A 17,225-nucleotide genomic window follows, 5' to 3' on the forward strand; every position below is an offset into this window, starting at 1 on the left:
AAGCTGCATGAGGCGCAGCCGGCAACCCGCATTGCCGCCGGATCATGTCTGCTTTCGGAAACAGAACAGGCTCGGCTCGGTGTCGTCACTCTTCCGGTCGCGAGGTCGGGATGAGACCAGGCCAGTAGAGCGCGTCGCTGGTCGGTCGCGCACCGAAAATGGCCTGGCCGACCCGAACGACGTCGGCGCCTTCCTCGATGGCGCACTCGAAGTCACCCGACATACCCATCGACAACTGCACAAGGCCGGGATCGATGCTGACGGCGCGGTCCCGCAGGGTCCGCAGCAGCCGGAAACAGGCGCGCACGCGCTCGGAATCCGCACTGAAGATTGCCAGCGTCATGAGGCCGCGCGGCTTCAGGCGAGGGTACTCGGACAGACATTCGACGAACGACACAAGATCGTCGGGATGCAGGCCGTACTTGCTGGCCTCGCCGGACGTGTTCACCTGAACGAAGACGTCGAGGTCGCGCCCCTCGGCCTCCAGCCGGCGGTTGAGCTCATCGGCCAGCCGGACGCTGTCGAGGGCATGGAACTCCGTGGCGAAGCGGGCGAGATACTTGACCTTGTTCGTCTGGAGGTGACCGATGATGCTCCAGCGGATCGGCAGGTCGCCAAGCACCGACCGCTTGTCCCGGGCCTCCTGAAGCTTGTTCTCCCCAAAGCTGGAGATGCCTGCAGCAAAGGCGAGCCGCAGGATATGGGCGGGAACCGTCTTGGTGACCGGCAGCAGATGCACATCGACTGGATTTCGCCCGCAGCCCTGGCACGCTGACGCGATGCGCTCCTGAACGGCTTTCAGGTTCATCGCAAATGCTTCGGCAGGGTCATGACCGAAGCGGGCGATATCCTCGGCCGAAAGGGCGCCCGTCGATGGTGCATTCATGTCGAAGCAAGCTCCAGATGAGACCGCCGGGCAAGTCTTGCGAAGACCTTGCCGAGGGCGGCAACCCGACGATCCCGCCTTGATGCAGGTCCGTTATACCCAGATGAAGTGTAGTCCTGGCACATGCGACTGTTGATCTGCGGCGGATCGCTTCGTCGGTATTTATCTTGAAAATGGCCTGCTGCACCCATCCACTTGCAGAGGATAAGGCCGGCCATTTGCGGTGAGCCGGACTGCCCCGGTCTACGCGCTCTTCACAGTCCGGAATGCGCTCGAGAGCTGCTTGACTGCGACCTCAAGCTCGGCCGGAGTGTAGGCCGCGAAGCCCATCAGAAAGCCAGCCTCGCCATTGTCAGAAGCATGAAGGGCCGACAGACCCAGAAGCTCGACGCCAACGCGCTGCGCGGCGTCGATGGCCGCACGCTCTGAAAGGTCGCCGGTCAGCGCGCACGGCATCTGGAGTCCACCGATCGGAACCCGAGGCTCGACGAAAGCCGAAAGCTCCGTCCGCACGAGGCTTGCCAGGATTTCGAGCCGCTCGGCGTAGACATTACGCATGGCGCGAACATGCGCTCCGAAATGTCCTCCCTCCATAAAACGGGCGAGTGTCAATTGCGCGATCGAGGCGGTGTGGCCGTCCAGGAGCGTGCGCGCAATCGTCATTGGCTTGACCAGCTGCGGGGGCAGCACGACATAGCCGACCCGCAAGCCTGGAAAGAGCGATTTCGTGAATGTGCCGATATAGACGGTCCGGTCATGCTGATCGAGACCCTGAACGCAGGCCATTGGTTTGCCGGCGTAGTGAAACTCGCTGTCGTAGTCGTCCTCGATGATCCAGGCCTGATGCTTCGCTGCCCATTCGATCAGGGAGAGACGCCGGTCGAGCGCAAGTGTCGCGCCCGTCGGAAACTGATGGGACGGCGTCAGGAAGACGGCCTTGGCCTTGCGCGGATCGTCACGCAGTTGCTCGACCAGAATTCCCTGATCGTCGACGCGGATAGGCGCAGATTCCAGACCGGCTGCATCGAAGGCCTTGCGTGCCCCGTAATAGGCTGGATCCTCGATAAAGATGCGGTCTCCAGGATCCAGCAGCATATTGGCGCAGAGCGCCACTGCCTGTTGTGAGCTTGTCAGGACCAGCACGCGGTCGGGATGAGCGCGGGCGCCTCTCTCCAGGTTGACATAGTCTGCAATAGCGCGTCGAAGCGGCTCCGCGCCCTGGGGATCTCCGTGAAGAAGCGCCCGCGTGCCGGTCTCCTTCAGCACCTGCCGCTCCAGGCGTTGCCAGAGCGCGAGCGGAAAGCTGCGCGTCTCGGGTACGCCCGGGGCAAACGGCCGGGGAGATAGCTGCTCGCGAACGCCGCCACCGCGGAAGATGGCCGCTCCGCGTTCGCTGAGGTTCGAAGCCGGGCTACGCCGCAGTGCGCCGCGATGAGAGAGCCTGAGGCCAGGAGTGAACTCGGTCATCTCAGCCACGAAACTGCCGCTGCCCACCCGCCGGTCGATGAAGCCCTCGGCATGGAGCTGGGCATAGGCGGCCTCGATCGTGTCGCGGGAGAGACCGAGCGATTTGGCGAGCGCCCGCGAGGCCGGCAGCGGCTTGCCGGGACCCAGCGCACCATCGAGGATCATCTGCCGCAAAGCCCGTTGAATACGCGCGTGAAGCGGCAGTTCCGCATGGGCGGGATGGGCAAGCCATGCCTTCACCGATTCCAACTGAGAATGCTTGAACAATTGGTCTGACTTGCTCGAAGAAAGTGGAGGGGATGAACAGACCATTGATCCGCTAGGAGTCAAGCCGCCTCGCTGGCCCGGGCCAGGCGGGTTTTCAGGATAACGACCACGATCATGCCGCCTGTCTCGTCACCACCATCGCTCACTCCAAGTGATCTCGCGCCTCCGATCGTCGCGGGACTGATCTCTGTCATCGTCAACTATGGGGGAACCTTCATTCTGGTCTTTCAGGCCGCAAAGGTTGCGGGGCTCAGCCCGGAGCTGACGGCATCCTGGGTCTGGTCTGTTTCCATCGGCGTGGGGCTGACGGGGATCTATCTGAGCTGGCACTTTCGCGAGCCGATCATCACGGCCTGGTCGACGCCGGCGGCGGCGTTCCTCGTCACGGCACTCGCCACGACCCCTTATGCCGAGGCGGTCGGTGCTTACCTGATCTCGGCGGCCGCATTCGTCGCCCTCGGGCTGTCGGGCTATTTCGAGAAGGTCGTCAGGCTGATCCCGCCGGGCATCGCATCAGGCTTGCTCGCCGGTATCCTGCTGCAGTTCGGCATCGGCGCGTTTGGCGGTGCGAGCGTCGATCCTCTGCTGGTTGGGCTTCTGATCATCGCCTATCTCGTGCTGAAGCGCTTCATCCCTCGCTATGCTATCGTTGGCATTCTGGTGCTCGGCCTCGCCTTCTTGACTGTGCAGGGACGTGTCGATCTCGCGGGGCTTCAGTTCAAGCTTGCGGCTCCGGTGTTCACTGCGCCGGACATTTCGCTCAATGCGCTCTTGAGCGTCGCGTTGCCGCTGTTCCTGATCACGTTGACCGGGCAGTACATGCCGGGGATGCTCGTCCTGCGCAATGACGGCTTCAGGACCAGCGCCAATCCGATCGTGACCGTGACAGGTCTCGGTTCGCTGATCATGGCGCCGTTCGGTTCCCACGCCTTCAACATCGCAGCGATCACCGCGGCGATCTGCACGGGCAAGGAAGCGCATGAGGATCCGTCCAAACGGTGGATCGCAGGAGTCGCCTCAGGCGTTTTCTATGTGCTTGTCGGCGTCTTCGGCGTGGCTCTGGCGGCGGTCTTCATGGCATTCCCAGCGACCTTCATCACGACGCTCGCAGGGCTGGCGCTAATGGGCACGATTGGCGGCAGTCTCGCCAGCGCTATGGCCGACCAGAGGTCGCGTGAGGCGGCGTTGATCACGTTCCTTGCCTCATCGGCCAAGATCAGCCTGCTCGGCATCGGCGGGGCGTTCTGGGGGCTGGTGATCGGGCTCGTCGCCTATGTGATCCTGCATGGCCGTTTGCCGCGCCGTGAGTCTGTCGAGGGCGCTCGTCCGTCGGCAGTCGGCAGAGGCGGGGCAGAGTGAGGGCATGCGGACTTCGCCTTCGTCAATGTCGGCCGACCCGAAACGTGATCCTTCTCGTGCAATCCCACGCCTCAGCTTTCGAGCAGAAACCGAACCATCTCACGCGAATTATCGGGGCCGCCGCGTCAGCTGCCCAGACGATCGCCACACCACCAAGCATGTCCACTACCATGGACAATCCGGTGTTCGGCAATCGTCTGACTTTTGCCGCTTCCGAACAGGCACCGCGTGACGGGCTTGCCGTTTACGACCGCATCGGTCGGCTTCTGACGAGCGATGCCTTACGCCAATATGCGCACCTTCGGCTCACGAGCCCATTGCCGGGTCCGGGGGGCTCCAGGAGGATTTCGGCCTTGTCGCCGAGCCTGACCATCGACTGTCCTGAGGTCCAGTCAGACACGCCAGCCACGTTCGTCGCTGCGGCGGGCGGAGACGGGAAGAGGCCCGGCAAGATCGGGCTGGAGGCGACACTCGAAACAACGGCGCTCCCCACAGATTTGCCGACGCGGAGATCAGATTTCCGCGTAGCGTCGCTGTGGTCACTCCGTGAATTCCGCGGTGCGTGTGCTCCCGGGCCCGGTCGCAAGGGCTGCGAAACGCTCCTCCGTGAACAGTTCCTCGATCGTCTGGAGCGTCTTGGTGTAGTGCGCGACGAGCAGGGCACAGGCCTCTTGCGGGGTGCCGTTGAGCACCGCCTTCATCAGCGCCTCGTGCTCGCTCTGCCCATTGCGCGGCATCCTGCCAAAGGCGTGCGAGATCGAGATATAGCGCGAGGCATGGTCGGCCAGGATCTCGCAGAACTCGAGCAGCCAGGGCGACCCGCAATTCGCCAGCAGCGCCCGGTGGAAATTGCGATGGGCGTCCTCCCAAGCGGCGCGCTCCGCAGGGAGATCCGAGCGATAGCGCGAGAGCCGGTGGAGGGCGAGCACGATGCCTTCCTCCCAGCGCTCGTCACGATGGCTGATCGCTTCCTCGAGCGCCCTGGTTTCGAGCCAGCAGCGCGTGCGGACGAGGACCCGCCAATCGTCGAGGGCAATCGTCGGCACCGAGAAGCCACGCTGCTCGTGCCGCTCGACGAGGCGCTCCGATGACAGCCGCGACAGGGCCTCGCGGACCGCATTGCTGCCGACGCCATAGGTCGAGGCAATCCCCTCGATGCGCAGCTTCTCACCCGGCCTGAATTCGCCCTGGATGATGTCGCTGCGCAGTTTCTGGTAGACCGTCGTCGACAGCGTGGTCTTCTCGGCAGCTTTTGCCATGGTCGTGTCTGTCCTGCTGCCGCTCACCGGGGTGCCCTGGAAGAGATGGTGTTACTCGAACGCTGCCAGAAGACGAACCTGTACTGCATCCAGGACACGACGCCGAACATGAAAAGCCCGAGCAGGCTGAGATAGATGATCAGCGAGAAGACGCGCGGGGTGTCGAGCTGCGATGCGGCGACCCGGATCAGCTCGCCGAAGCCCTGGCCGCCGCCGAGGAATTCGCCGGCGATCGCGCCCGAGACCACGCTGATCGCCGCGATCTTCACGCCGGTGAAGAACTGCGGCAGGCCGGTCGGGATCTTCAGCTTGACCAGTGTCTGGAGGCGCGAGGCGCCGATGCTCTTGAACAGCATGCGCGCATTTTCGTCGGCCGCATGCAGCCCGGCCGCGGTGCCGACGATGATCGGAAACACCGAGATGAAGGCTGCGAGCGCGACCTTCGACATGATGCCGAACCCGAGCCAGGCGACGAAGAGCGGAGCGAAGGCGAGCTTGGGCATGGTGTCGACCGCGACGATGTAAGGCATCACCGCGCGCTCGCCGAAGCTCGTTTCCCCGACCACGACGCCGAGCGTGACACCGATCGCCAGCGCCACGACGAAGCCCACGAGGACCTCGCTTGCCGTGACCCAGAAGGCTGGCAGCATATAGTCCCCGGCCATCAGGTTGCGCCCGACGAAGCCGATATCGCGCAGCGTATCGCCGGGGGTAGGCAGGATCAGCGGCGAGACGATCTCGGCGGCGGTGATGCCCTGCCAGAGCCCGAGGAAGAGCACGAGCAGCCCAAGCATCGAGGCCCAGCGCGGGGCCTTGGAAATCCACGAAACCTTTTCGATCCAGACCGTGTCGGCGGGCAGGGCGGCTGCCAACGGCTTCTCCGCGACATGGCTCACAGGAATGCTCCCTTGTCGAGAAGGCCGCGGATCACACCGACATACTCGCCGAAGAGCGGCAGCGTGGTCATGTCGAGCGTCCTCGGCCGCGGCAGGGCGATGGGGATGCTGCGCACGATCCGCCCGGGGCGCGACGACATCACATGCACGATGTCGGAGAGGATGACGGCCTCGGCGATGGAATGGGTCACCAGGAAGGCCGAGGCGTTGCGCTCGCGGCAGATGCGCTGCAGCTCCATGTTCATGAAATCACGGGTGATCTCGTCGAGTGCGCTGAACGGCTCGTCGAGCAGCAGCACATTCGGCTCCGAGATCAGCATCCGGCAGATCGCGGCGCGCTGCGCCATGCCGCCCGAGAGCTGCGAGGGGTAGGTGTCCTCGAACCCTTTCAGCCCGACCAGTTCGAGCAGGACGCGAGCACGCGCCGCGGCCGTCTCGGCTGCAGCGCGCCCTTCGCGGACTTCGACCGGCAGCAGGATGTTCTGGAGCGTCGTCCGCCACGGAAACAGCGTCGCCTGCTGGAACATCATCCCGATATCGGCACGKGCGCCCAGCACCGGTGTCCCCGCGAGCATCACCCGGCCCTTCGAAGGCGGTGTCAGGCCCGCCATGATCTTGAGCAGCGTCGACTTCCCGCAGCCGCTCGAGCCGATGACCGAATGGAACTCACCTTCCCGGAGAACCAGATCGACGTTCTCCAGCGCCACCACGCGCTCGCCGTAGGATTTCGAAACCTGCGCGAGTTCGTAGACCGGCCGAGGTCGCGCCTCGGCCGATACAGTCGCCGCCACCGTCATCGCGGAGCGTTCCAGGCCGTGACGAGATCGTTGGAATAGGCCTTGGTCAGGTCGGCCAGCGGCTTCTTGAGATCGCCCGAGGCAACGAGCGTCTGTTGCCACATCTCCCAGGCGGCGGGGTGGTTGTAGCCAAAACCCTTGGCGGGATCGATCGGACTGGTCAGCTTGTAATAGACGTCGAGCAGAGCCTCGGCGAAGGGCATGTTTTCCAGCTGTTGCGGATTGCCCATGCGGGCATGTTTCAGGGTCGCGGCCCGGTTGGCCGGGTCGATCCCGAATTTGGTGCCCCTGACCAGCGCGCGGCCGAAGCGCTCCAGCATGCTGCGGTTCTCGTCGAGATATTTCCGCGTCACCACATAGCCGTTGCCGAAGAAGGACTGGAACGGCGGAGGTGTCAGCGAGCGCAGCTTGACACCGCGCAGTGTCAGCGTGGCCGCGCCCGCGGTGTCGGAGGCATAGGCGTCGATCGCCTTCTGCATGAAGCCGGCGACAGCCATGCCGCCCTCGCCAACCGTGATGAACTTGTAGTCCTGGCCTTCCTTCATGCCCTCGGCGTCGAAGATCGAGCGCACGAACGCGACCTCCGCCCCGTCTGCCGTGCCGACGCCGATGACCTTGCCCTTCAGGTCGGTGGGCTTCTGGAACGGCGAAGCCTCCGGCACGACGAGGTTGAACTGGCTGCGGGTGAAGTAATTGTAGATGTAGACCAGATCCTGGCCCCGTTCGCGCGCCGCCATCAGCGGCCCCGGACCGGGATGGGCGAGCTGCGCCTGGCCCGCAAGGAGCGCCTGGATGGCCTGGGCCGAACCATTGACGCTGCGCGGCTGGATCTTGAGCTTCTCCTCGGCGAAATAACCTTCGCCGATCGCGGCATAGAGGGCGAAATAACCCAGCCCGCCCGGGCTCGGATAGACGATCGTGAGCTCATCCTGCGCCTGCGCATGAACACGCGACGCTGCGAGCGCAAGCGGCAGGCCCGCCGCCGCTGCCATGAACTGCCTACGTTTCATCCCGCTCCCCTTGCGTTTTTCTGATACGGATGAGCGAACGATGCATTATCGATCAAACGTGTCAAATAAATTCAGATTATCTGGCGTGTGATAAAAATATGCAGATTTATCTGGACAGGATCGAGCCGGCCCATATGCTGTCCCGATCGTGACCCAGCGCATGGCTTCCCAGATGACGACACTCGCAGACTTCGCCGTTCCGGCGCCGACCCTCCAGTCACTGCCGATCGAGGGCTCCTCGGCGCGCTTCCCGATCCGGCGGATCTACTGCGTCGGTCGCAACTATGTCGCCCATGTCAGGGAGATGGGCGGCGACGAGACCCGCGATTTCCCGCTGATCTTCCAGAAGCCGGCCGATGCAATCGTCCAGAACGGCGGCGTCGTTCCCTATCCGCCGATGACGGACGATTTTCACTTCGAGCTCGAGCTCATGGTGGCGATGAAGTCCGGCGGCTACAACATCCCTCAGGACGAAGCGCTCGAGCATGTCTTCGGCTACGGCATCTGCCTCGACATGACCCGCCGCAAGCTGCTCGACACGCCAGACGGCCCGCGGATCCCGTGGGAACTTAAGAAATCATTCGATCACTCGGCGCCCTGCGGCCCGATCTACCCGGTCGAACAGGTCGGCCACCCGTCGACGGGCAAAATCCGCCTCGAGGTCGACGGTGTCGCACGCCAGGATTCCGACCTGTCCTTGATGATCTGGCGCACGCCCGAGATCATTGCGACACTCTCGAAATATTACTCGCTCGAGCCCGGCGATGTGATCATGACCGGTACGCCGCATGGCGTCGGCGCGGTCCTTCCCGGTAATGTTCTCGTCGGCAGCATCGAGCGCCTCGGCGCGCTCACCGTCACGATCGGCGCGTCGCCGCTGGCGGGCTGACAGATTGCGCCTGGGCGGAACAAGCGCTGGCCCGACCGTGTTTATCGCGAAGCTTCCTGCGGAGGTTTTGCCATGCAGCTATCGGCCAAGGACAGATTGATTGCGGCCCTCGTGGCCCAGCTTCATGCCGAACGCGAGACGAGGGATGCGCTCGCCTTTGTGATAGCGAATGGCCAGCGCGACCGGGATGTCCTCACCGCCATCCTCACGGATCCGGTGCCGGCCTTCACGCAGGCTGACTTGGCCTACGCCGAAGAACTCGTGCGCCGCCATCATAACCGCCGGGAAGCGGCTTGATGCAGGAAGCGCTGGGCAAGCAGTAACGCCATGGTCGCCGGCAAGCCATCCCGCGCCCCTGGTCGGCTGCGGATCGTCAATCCCGGAGATCTGACGATCCGCAGGGGCCGGCGCGGCAGGGGCTTTGCCTATCTCGACGCCACTGACGAGCCCGTCCGGGACGCGGCCTTGCTTGAGCGGATCCGCTCACTTGCAATTCCGCCCGCCTATCGCGAGGTGCGCATCGCGGCCGATCCACGGGCCCATCTCCAGGCGGTCGGGCGGGACGAGGCCGGGCGGCTGCAATATCTCTATCATCCCGAATGGGAGCGGGTCCGCGAACGCCGCAAGTTGAAGCGATTGCGGCTGCTGATCGACGCGCTGCCCCGTTTGCGCAAGGCGGTCGCCGATGATCTCAAGGCGCGTGCGCTCTGCCGCAGGAAAACGCTGGCTTGCGCAGTCGCCATCATCGACCGCTGCCATCTGCGCGTTGGCGGCGAGGCCTATGCGAGGAGCAATGGCAGCCATGGTGCCTCGACGCTCCTCAAGCGCCATGTCGCGTTGACGGCCTCGCGGATCGACCTGCTGTTTCGCGGCAAGGGCGGAAAGCAGATCGCATGCTCGCGGCAGGATGGCCCGCTCGCCCGAGCACTTGCCCGGATTGCGCAGTTGCCCGGCCGGCGACTGCTGCAATACCGGGACGAGGACGGCAAGGTGACGCCGGTCCATGCCGGCGACATCAACGCCTATCTCCGCGAGATCTCCGGCCTCGCCATCAGTGCCAAGGATTTGAGGATGCTGGCGGGGAACGCTGCGGCCGCCGAACTGCTGCTGGCCAGCCAGATCATGATCGGCGATGGCAGCGAGAAGCGTCAGCTCGCCGAGATCATGCGCGCCGTCTCGGAGCAACTGGCGAACACGCCTGCCGTGACGCGCAAGAGCTATGTCCACGCCATCGTGGTGAAGGCCTATGCCAACGGGAAGCTCGCGGCCTCCTTCGAGAAGGCGCGCGCCAGGGGCGGCTGTTCCCGGATCGAGCGGGCGCTCGCCTCGCTGGCTGGGTGAGGTGAATCGCCGCCTCATGATCAGGTCGAAACCGATCCTGCCATAGGGCTTCGGCCATCTGGCTCAGGACGGCTGCCCTATTCCCGATCTTTTGCGTTGCGAACAAAACGCGAAAAATGATCGAATATGAGACATGTTCGCTCTCGATTCGCTGGCGCCACCAAGCTATCTCGACAGGCTCAACCCCGCGCAACGCCGCGCGGTGGAGCACGGCGTCGGCACGCAGCCGGGTCCCTTGCTGGTGATCGCGGGGGCGGGATCCGGCAAGACCAACACGCTCGCGCATCGTGTCGCGCATCTGATCCTGAACGGTGCGGACCCGCGCCGCATGATGATGCTGACCTTCTCCCGACGCGCTGCAGCCGAGATGGCGAGGCGGGTGGAGCGCATCGCGCGCGACGTGCTGGGAGAGGGGGCTGCCGTCATGACCGACGCGCTGACCTGGGCCGGGACCTTTCACAGCGTGGGAGCAAGGCTGCTCCGGGATTACGCGCCGGAGCTTGGGCTCGATCCGCATTTCACGATCCATGACCGCGAGGACAGCGCCGACCTGATGAACCTCGCTCGTCACGAGCTTGGCTACTCGAAAACGGAAGGGCGCTTTCCCAAGAAGGGCACCTGCCTTGCGATCTATTCGCGCTGCGTCAATGCCGAAGAGCCGGTTGAGGCCGTGCTGGGTGCTTCCTTTCCCTGGTGCGCATCATGGGCAGGGGAGCTGAAGCAGCTCTTTTCAGCCTATGTCGAGGCCAAGCAGGCCCAGAACGTCCTTGATTACGACGATCTTCTGCTGTGCTGGGCCCAGGCCGCAAGCGAGCCCAGCCTTGCCGCGGAGATGGGCGGACGTTTCGACCATGTCTTCGTCGACGAGTATCAGGATACCAACAAGCTTCAGGCCTCGATCCTGCTGGCGCTCAAGCCCGATGGCCAGGGGCTCACCGTCGTCGGCGATGACGCGCAATCGATCTACTCGTTCCGCGCCGCCGAGATCCGCAATATCCTCGATTTCCCCCAGGCCTTCAGCCCACCGGCTGAGGTCGTCACGCTGGATCAGAACTATCGTTCGAACCAGCCCATTCTGGCCGCCGCGAATGGGGTGATCGAGCTCGCCCGCGAGCGCTTCACCAAGAACCTCTGGACCGACCGCCAGTCGGGCGGCAAGCCCCAACTCGTCAATGTTCGCGACGAAGCCGACCAGGCGCGCTTCGTCGCGACGCGCGTGCTGGAGAACAGGGAGGCGGGGCACACGCTCAAGCAGCAGGCGGTGCTCTTTCGCGCCTCGCATCACAGCGGCCCGCTGGAGGTCGAGCTGACACGGCGCAATATTCCTTACAAGAAGTTCGGCGGGCTGAAATTCCTCGATGCCGCCCATGTCAAAGACATGCTGGCGATGCTGCGCTTCGTCGAGAATCCGCGCGACAGGGTCGCCGGGTTCCGCTTGCTGCAGCTGCTTCCGGGCGTGGGGCCGACCTCCGCGCAACGCGTGCTCGATCAGGCCGGCACGGCAGATGATTTCGCAGCAGGCCTCGCGGAGCTGTCGGCGCCCGCGCGTACGGGCGACGCCTGGCCGGATTTCGTTGCGACATTCCGGGCGCTGCGCTCAGGGATAGGCTGGCCGGCAGACCTCGAACGGGCCCGTCTCTGGTACGACCCTCACCTGGAGCGCATTCACGAGGATTTCACCACGCGTCGAGCCGATCTGGTTCAGCTGGAGCAGATCGCCTCCGGCTATCCATCCCGCGAGCGCTTCCTCACCGAGCTCACCCTCAATCCGCCCGACGCAACGAGCGATGAAGCGGGTCCGCCATCGCTGGACGAGGATTTTCTCATCCTCTCGACCATCCACTCCGCCAAGGGACAGGAATGGAAGTCGGTCTTTGTGCTGAACACGGTGGACGGCTGTCTTCCCAGTGACCTTGCCGTCGGGGAGACCGCCGAGATCGAGGAGGAGCGCAGGCTGCTCTATGTCGCGATGACGCGCGCCAGGGACGACCTGCATCTGGTCGTGCCGCAGCGCTTCTTCACTCATGGCCAGGCCGCGCGAGGCGATCGGCATGTCTACGCGGCACGCACGCGGTTCATCCCGCATGCCCTGCTGCACCTGTTCGAGCAGGCGACCTGGCCCATCGAGCAGGCTCAGGCCGCCATGCAACACCGCAGCGGCGTGAGAATTGACGTATCGGCACGGCTCAAGGGCATGTGGCGCTGAAGCATCGGCCCGGAGGATTGCGGTTTTCGGGTAAGCCGATGCGACCGCACAGGGCGCGATCGGCCTGCGCCGGTGGCGCCGKCCCGCATCTTGCTTGTTCCCCTTAAGCTCTCGGTAACCCAGAAACCCCAGCCTTAATGGCTGGCCTGACTCGATTTCACTCGGAGTGCCTCCATGGATGCCTTCACGATGGTGATTGTCGCCTGCATTTCCGGCGAAGCGACCTGCACCGCCGCCCGGATCAGCGAACTGGGTTTCACCACGGTGCAGGCCTGCGAGGCCCGCATCGACGACATCGCGCGCGCGATGACGTTGGAGTTCGGAAAACGACCGGAATTCAAGGGCCGGCAGGTCACCTACGACGTCTCCTGCATGGACAGGGAACAGCTCTGGCACAAGCTTGGGGTGACCCAGGCCGAGACCTGATTGCGGCCGTTCGCGGCGGAGGCGGCCTCTCGCGGGACACCAACGTCCGGATGCCGATCGGTGGAACAAACCGGAATCGAGCCCGTTCCTGAACACAGAACCCTCAGCGAAGGAGATCTGTGATGATGAAGAAACTTGCTCTCGCCGCGACCCTGATTCTCGTGCCCGTCGCGTCATTCGCCCAGAATCCGCAGGGCGCGCAGGGTGGTGCAGCTGCCGGCGCGGCGACAGGCGCCGTGGGCGGGGCGATCGTCGGCGGTCCGGTCGGTGCTGTTGTCGGCGGCGTGGGTGGCGCTGTCGTAGGCGGCATCGTCGGCGACAACACCCCCCGCTTCAAGACCTATGTGGTCGAGCAGCGTGTGCCGTCCTACACCTATGCCGAGCCGCTCGCGGTCGGCACCGTGCTCCCGAATGAGGGCGTGACCTATCGCGAAGTGCCGCGCGAGTATGGCGCGACCCAGTACCGCTATACGGTCGTGAATAACCGCACTGTGCTGGTCGAGCCCGGCACCCGCAGGATCGTTCAGATCATCGAGTGATCAGCACAATCGTCCAACCGTTCGGCCCGCCAGCGGCTTCCGTTGGCGGGCCGTTTGCTGCCTGGCGAACGCGTGGCCTTGTCCGCGATGTCCGGCCCTGGCTCGGTCCTGACTCCTATGCATCATCGAACCGAAAGATCGTCGCAGCACCGGCTTCGTCGCGCAGGCCCTTGTAAGTCGCATGGCGAAGCTTGCCGTCATCGGTCCAGCCGCGGAATTCGATCTCGGCAACCAGCAGGGGCGAAACCCAGCGCGCGGCTGTCCGCTGGATGGCCAGGGGTGGTCGCGGAACGAGTCTCGCGTCGAGCCGCGCCTTCAAGGCGGCGCCGGACAGCTCGGTGAAGCCGCTGCCAACCCCGCCGACATAGACCAGGCCGTCGGCCTTTTCCGCAGCGAGCAGCAACCTGCCGATTCCTCCAAAGCCGATCGAAGGCTCATATCCGATGATGACGAAGCGCTCCGACTGGATGCACCTGATCTTGAGCCAGTCACCATCGCGGCCGGAGCGATAGGGTGCATCAAGGCGTTTTGCGATGATGCCTTCGAGGCCGAGCTTGCAGGCGAGGGTGTAGAACGCCTCTCCGTCGGCAATCACGTCCTCACTGAGCAGGATACCGGGAGACGCGCGGTCGATTGCATCGGCCAGGACCTCGCGTCGCTGCGAGAGCGGCAGATGCCGCAGATCCTGTCCATTGAGGTACAGAAGATCGAAGGCAAACAGGACCGCGAGTTCGGCGCTGCCCTTGCCGTCTCGCCCGCCGAGCGCTTGCTCCAAGGCCGCGAGATCCGATTTTCCGCTCCGGTCGAGGATGACGGCCTCGCCATCGAGGATAGCACTGTCGACGACGATCTGTTTCGCCGCCGCCACGATCGCGGGAAAGCGGGCCGTCCAATCCCGGCCGTCTCGCGTAAGCAGGCGCACCTCGCGCGAAGGCTCGATATGGACGGCAAGCCGGTAGCCGTCCCATGCCACCTCGAAAGACCAATTGGCCCCCTTGGGCGGCTTTGCCGCCTCACTGGCAAGGCATGGCTCGACATGCTGCGGCATGGGATCGTCATCTTGCGTGCTGTCGTCAGGGAGACGGGCCTCCACTGGTATGGCAACGGGCGACACGACCGTGCCCTTCAACGCCTCCGAACCGGGGCCGGACCGCGACATCTGGCGCGCGCGCATGACGGGTTCTCCTCCACCGCAGACAAACGCCGGGCAGCGGGCACTCGTTCCGGCGACGTGGAACTTCGTGCCGCCTCAGCAGTTAGGATATGGTGGTGATATGGGAGTGCTGACATGGGTTCGTTACCCCGCGCTTTTCATCCCAAGCGGAAACCCGGACGACCTTCCGATCGACGGCCGCTGAGTGGTCGCCCCCGGCCGGCTGCCATCATGCCGACCGAGCTGTCACGCGAGATCTGTGAGGACGAGGACGGCAAGCATTATGCGGTCATCGTCTGGCGGCTTTATCCCGGTCTGCGCAGCATCACCTACACGCTCGATAGCGGCGCGCTCGTGAACTTTGTCGATGAGCGCAAGTTCGAGGTCGCCAGAACCGGTCTGATCATCACGCGGCTGGAGTGAATTCGACCAAGTGTTGCCGCATCCGGCAAATGACATTGCCGGAAGCGCTCCAAGGTTTAGGTTGCTCCCTACAGGGAGGTACTTTGCATGTCCGATACCCTTTCTAGATCAGAACCAGTGACGGTGACACTCCGCACGCACGAAGACTATCGTGATGCTTGTGAGCGCGTTGGCCAGTTGGAAGGCATCAGGCCGAGCACCGCCCGAGATCGTCAGCTCGCTGCGCTTAGAACGGCCATCCACGCCTACGAGCCGCGGCAGACGCCATTGCGGACATCGCCATGACCACGTGAGGCCTGGTTGAGGTTCCCGCGCTTGGCAGGGCAATGCGACCAGCCCGTCAACGAAACGGAAGACGAGACAGAGCCGTTGCGACGCTCCGGCCGGGCAAGCCCTGTTCAGGTGCTCGGGTGCCTGGGGCGCATAAGGGCAGAACCATCTCACGATAACGTGTTCCCTGTAGCCGCCAGTCGACGCCGTTTCTGTCGTGAACGAATGCAGCCGCGCGCCGACGTCCATCACGGTTCCGGTGCTTCTTTGGTCGCGTGGTGCGGTGCAAACTGGAACCATCATGGACGCCCGCTCGTTGCTCGCTCGCGTCCGCTGAAATGCTATGGGGGAATGTCATGGCGCCGCGCGCTGTCTGGAAAGGCGTTCTGAAGATCGCCGAGGTGAGCTGCCCGGTTTCGCTCTACACGGCAGCCTCGACCGCCGAGCGGATCTCGTTTCACACCTTGAACCGCAAGACCGGCAACCGCGTCCATCGTCAGTACATCGACGAGGTCTCCGGCAAGCCGGTCGAGACCGAGGATCAGGTCAAGGGCTACGACAAGGGCAACGGCGATTACGTCCTACTCGAACCGGAAGAGATCGCCGCCGCGATCCCGGAAAGCGACAAGACCCTCACGGTCGAGACGTTCCTGCGGTGCGACGAGATCGACGAGATCTTCTTCGACAAGCCCTACTATGTCGCGCCTGCCTCACCCGTGGCGTCCGAAGCCTTCGCGCTGATCCGCGAGGGAATGAAGGACCAGAAGTCGGCCGCGCTGGCCCGAACGGTCATCTTCCGCCGGATGCGATCGATCCTGATCCGTCCTCAGGACGAGGGCTTGGTGGCGACGACGTTGAACTTCGACTACGAGGTCCGCTCGGCCGAGGACGCCTTCAGCGAGATCCCGGGCATCAAGATCGACGGTGAGATGCTCGACCTGGCCGAGCACATCATCAAGACGAAGGCTGGCAGGTTCGATCCCAAGCAATTCGACGATCGCTATGAAGCCGCGCTGGCCGAACTCGTCCAGGCCAAGATCGAAGGCCGCAAGATCAAGCCACAGAAGCGGCCCGAGCCCTCGAAGGTCGTCAGCCTGATGGAGGCATTGCGTCAAAGTGCCAAGGCTGGCGGCGGCGAAAAGCCCGCCGCGGCGAAGCAAGCCCCGCGCAAGAAGGCGAGTTGATTATTTGCGCCGCGGTTCCAGGCTGCGCTTGAGCGCGTCCATGATGTTGACGACATTGCCTTCCGAGGCCGGACGCGGCGATGTCCTCGTCGGTTTGCGGCCCTTCTCCTTGGCCTTGATGACACCAAGCAGCTCCTCCTGGACCGGATCCTTGGCAAGCTCCGGCGACCAGTCCTTGGTGCGGGTCGCGATGAGCTTGTCCATCAGGGGACGCAGGTCAGAGTCCGGTGCGGCCTCGCCGATCCCGGCGAAATAATCTTTCTCGGGCCGGACCTCATCGCCATAGCGCAAGGTCCACAAGACGATGCCGTTATCGCGGGCGTCCAGCAGCACGGCCCGTTCGCGCCGATAGAGGACGAGCCGCGAGATTCCGACCGTCTTCGTACGCTTCATCGCTTCGCGGATGACGGAGAATGCCTCTTCCCCGACCTTTGCATCGGGCACGAGGTAATGAGGCGTGTCATACCAGATCCAGCCGACCGATGATCTTGGAGCGAAGGTCTGGATGTCGATGGTTCGGGTGCTCTCCAGTGCCACGGAGTCGAGTTCATCGTCTTCCAACATGACATAGTCGTCATCGCCCCTTGGATAGCCCTTGACCTCGTCCTCGTCGCTGACGGGTTTGCCGGTGACCGCATCGACGAAGCGACTTCGTATCCGGTTTCCGGTCTTGCGGTTGAGCGTATGGAAGCGGACCTTCTCGTTGTCCGATCGGGCCGGCATCATCGCGACGGGACAGGTCACGAGGGACAGCTTGAGATAGCCCTTCCAGAACGTCCGCGGCGCCATGGTCACATCTCCCGACACACGCGGTGAACGCGGTGGCGTGGCTGATCGTTCCCCGGCGCCGCTT

The 17,225-nt window shown here is 64.0% G+C and carries 17 protein-coding genes; 9 read left to right on the plus strand and 8 right to left on the minus strand.

The window, feature by feature from the left end:
• Nucleotides 1–85 precede the first annotated feature (85 nt).
• Entirely contained in the window at nucleotides 86–886 is an 801-nt protein-coding gene (locus AC1DGP_RS20765) for a YggS family pyridoxal phosphate-dependent enzyme (protein WP_476770784.1), read from the minus strand.
• A 243-nt stretch (nucleotides 887–1,129) separates the two neighbouring features.
• Nucleotides 1,130–2,620, minus strand: coding sequence for a MocR-like pyridoxine biosynthesis transcription factor PdxR (pdxR, locus tag AC1DGP_RS20770; protein WP_476832484.1), 1,491 nt, complete (start codon nucleotides 2,618–2,620; stop codon nucleotides 1,130–1,132).
• A gap of 114 nt (nucleotides 2,621–2,734) precedes the next feature.
• Between pdxR and AC1DGP_RS20775 the strand changes: the two genes are divergently transcribed.
• Complete coding sequence (locus AC1DGP_RS20775) at nucleotides 2,735–3,979, plus strand: benzoate/H(+) symporter BenE family transporter (RefSeq protein WP_476832485.1); 1,245 nt, start codon at nucleotides 2,735–2,737, stop codon at nucleotides 3,977–3,979.
• Between the two features lie 539 nt (nucleotides 3,980–4,518).
• Here AC1DGP_RS20775 and AC1DGP_RS20780 read toward each other — a convergent pair.
• Genes AC1DGP_RS20780 through AC1DGP_RS20795 form a run of 4 tightly spaced genes read right to left on the minus strand, consistent with a single transcriptional unit; the run spans nucleotide 4,519 to nucleotide 7,941 of the window.
• Nucleotides 4,519–5,238, minus strand: coding sequence for a GntR family transcriptional regulator (locus AC1DGP_RS20780; protein WP_441491028.1), 720 nt, complete (start codon nucleotides 5,236–5,238; stop codon nucleotides 4,519–4,521).
• 23 nt (nucleotides 5,239–5,261) lie between these two features.
• Entirely contained in the window at nucleotides 5,262–6,134 is an 873-nt protein-coding gene (locus AC1DGP_RS20785) for an ABC transporter permease (protein ID WP_476832486.1), read from the minus strand.
• A complete protein-coding gene (locus tag AC1DGP_RS20790; RefSeq protein WP_441491026.1) occupies nucleotides 6,131–6,931 on the minus strand; it encodes an ABC transporter ATP-binding protein in 801 nt (266 codons plus the stop codon). The genes AC1DGP_RS20785 and AC1DGP_RS20790 overlap by 4 nt, the downstream gene beginning before the upstream one ends.
• Entirely contained in the window at nucleotides 6,928–7,941 is a 1,014-nt protein-coding gene (locus AC1DGP_RS20795; RefSeq protein ID WP_441477901.1) for an ABC transporter substrate-binding protein, read from the minus strand. Before AC1DGP_RS20795 ends, AC1DGP_RS20790 begins: the two co-directional genes overlap by 4 nt.
• A 172-nt stretch (nucleotides 7,942–8,113) precedes the next feature.
• Here AC1DGP_RS20795 and AC1DGP_RS20800 point away from each other — a divergent pair, with 172 nt between their 5' ends.
• The 6 genes from AC1DGP_RS20800 (at nucleotide 8,114) to AC1DGP_RS20825 (ending at nucleotide 13,342) form a co-directional block, all read left to right on the plus strand.
• Complete coding sequence (locus tag AC1DGP_RS20800) at nucleotides 8,114–8,830, plus strand: fumarylacetoacetate hydrolase family protein (protein ID WP_441507743.1); 717 nt, start codon at nucleotides 8,114–8,116, stop codon at nucleotides 8,828–8,830.
• A 72-nt stretch (nucleotides 8,831–8,902) separates the two neighbouring features.
• Nucleotides 8,903–9,127, plus strand: a complete 225-nt coding sequence (locus AC1DGP_RS20805) for a hypothetical protein (RefSeq protein ID WP_476770562.1) — start codon at nucleotides 8,903–8,905, stop codon at nucleotides 9,125–9,127.
• Nucleotides 9,128–9,157: 30 nt separating this feature from the next.
• Nucleotides 9,158–10,171 carry a DNA topoisomerase IB gene (locus tag AC1DGP_RS20810; protein ID WP_476770561.1) on the plus strand — a complete coding sequence of 338 codons (1,014 nt, stop codon included), beginning with the start codon at nucleotides 9,158–9,160 and terminating at the stop codon, nucleotides 10,169–10,171.
• Between the two features lie 133 nt (nucleotides 10,172–10,304).
• A complete protein-coding gene (locus tag AC1DGP_RS20815; protein WP_476770560.1) occupies nucleotides 10,305–12,377 on the plus strand; it encodes an ATP-dependent helicase in 2,073 nt (690 codons plus the stop codon).
• A gap of 174 nt (nucleotides 12,378–12,551) precedes the next feature.
• On the plus strand, nucleotides 12,552–12,803 hold the full coding sequence (locus tag AC1DGP_RS20820) for a hypothetical protein (RefSeq protein WP_476776592.1): 252 nt from the start codon (nucleotides 12,552–12,554) through the stop codon (nucleotides 12,801–12,803).
• 122 nt (nucleotides 12,804–12,925) lie between these two features.
• Nucleotides 12,926–13,342 (plus strand): DUF1236 domain-containing protein, encoded by a 417-nt coding sequence (locus tag AC1DGP_RS20825; protein ID WP_069881129.1) that lies wholly within the window; start codon nucleotides 12,926–12,928, stop codon nucleotides 13,340–13,342.
• A 115-nt stretch (nucleotides 13,343–13,457) separates the two neighbouring features.
• Here the strand turns inward: AC1DGP_RS20825 and ligD are convergent, their stop codons facing one another.
• The gene (gene ligD / locus AC1DGP_RS20830) at nucleotides 13,458–14,516 is read right to left on the minus strand and encodes a non-homologous end-joining DNA ligase (RefSeq protein ID WP_476776593.1); all 1,059 of its coding nucleotides are present in this window, start codon (nucleotides 14,514–14,516) and stop codon (nucleotides 13,458–13,460) included.
• Nucleotides 14,517–14,726: 210 nt separating this feature from the next.
• Between ligD and AC1DGP_RS20835 the strand changes: the two genes are divergently transcribed.
• Both AC1DGP_RS20835 and ku (AC1DGP_RS20840) read left to right on the plus strand, forming a co-directional pair.
• Entirely contained in the window at nucleotides 14,727–14,918 is a 192-nt protein-coding gene (locus AC1DGP_RS20835) for a hypothetical protein (RefSeq protein ID WP_441491019.1), read from the plus strand.
• Nucleotides 14,919–15,544: 626 nt separating this feature from the next.
• Nucleotides 15,545–16,372, plus strand: coding sequence for a non-homologous end joining protein Ku (ku, locus tag AC1DGP_RS20840; protein WP_476776594.1), 828 nt, complete (start codon nucleotides 15,545–15,547; stop codon nucleotides 16,370–16,372).
• Here ku (AC1DGP_RS20840) and ku (AC1DGP_RS20845) read toward each other — a convergent pair whose 3' ends face one another.
• Nucleotides 16,373–17,161, minus strand: coding sequence for a non-homologous end joining protein Ku (gene ku / locus AC1DGP_RS20845; protein ID WP_441491017.1), 789 nt, complete (start codon nucleotides 17,159–17,161; stop codon nucleotides 16,373–16,375).
• Between the last annotated feature and the right edge of the window lie 64 nt (nucleotides 17,162–17,225).

This window comes from Allobosea sp. 05T433 (assembly GCF_056396065.1).

Coding starts and splice junctions, on each gene's coding strand:
- AC1DGP_RS20800 (WP_441507743.1), top strand. CDS start 8,114: ATGACGACACTCGCAGACTTCGCCGTTCCGGCGCCGACCCTCCAGTCA.
- AC1DGP_RS20775 (WP_476832485.1), top strand. CDS start 2,735: ATGCCGCCTGTCTCGTCACCACCATCGCTCACTCCAAGTGATCTCGCG.
- AC1DGP_RS20810 (WP_476770561.1), top strand. CDS start 9,158: ATGGTCGCCGGCAAGCCATCCCGCGCCCCTGGTCGGCTGCGGATCGTC.
- AC1DGP_RS20765 (WP_476770784.1), bottom strand. CDS start 886: ATGAATGCACCATCGACGGGCGCCCTTTCGGCCGAGGATATCGCCCGC.
- AC1DGP_RS20835 (WP_441491019.1), top strand. CDS start 14,727: ATGCCGACCGAGCTGTCACGCGAGATCTGTGAGGACGAGGACGGCAAG.
- ku (WP_441491017.1), bottom strand. CDS start 17,161: ATGGCGCCGCGGACGTTCTGGAAGGGCTATCTCAAGCTGTCCCTCGTG.
- AC1DGP_RS20795 (WP_441477901.1), bottom strand. CDS start 7,941: ATGAAACGTAGGCAGTTCATGGCAGCGGCGGCGGGCCTGCCGCTTGCG.
- AC1DGP_RS20805 (WP_476770562.1), top strand. CDS start 8,903: ATGCAGCTATCGGCCAAGGACAGATTGATTGCGGCCCTCGTGGCCCAG.
- ku (WP_476776594.1), top strand. CDS start 15,545: ATGGCGCCGCGCGCTGTCTGGAAAGGCGTTCTGAAGATCGCCGAGGTG.
- AC1DGP_RS20815 (WP_476770560.1), top strand. CDS start 10,305: ATGTTCGCTCTCGATTCGCTGGCGCCACCAAGCTATCTCGACAGGCTC.
- AC1DGP_RS20780 (WP_441491028.1), bottom strand. CDS start 5,238: ATGGCAAAAGCTGCCGAGAAGACCACGCTGTCGACGACGGTCTACCAG.
- ligD (WP_476776593.1), bottom strand. CDS start 14,516: ATGCGCGCGCGCCAGATGTCGCGGTCCGGCCCCGGTTCGGAGGCGTTG.
- AC1DGP_RS20820 (WP_476776592.1), top strand. CDS start 12,552: ATGGATGCCTTCACGATGGTGATTGTCGCCTGCATTTCCGGCGAAGCG.
- AC1DGP_RS20825 (WP_069881129.1), top strand. CDS start 12,926: ATGATGAAGAAACTTGCTCTCGCCGCGACCCTGATTCTCGTGCCCGTC.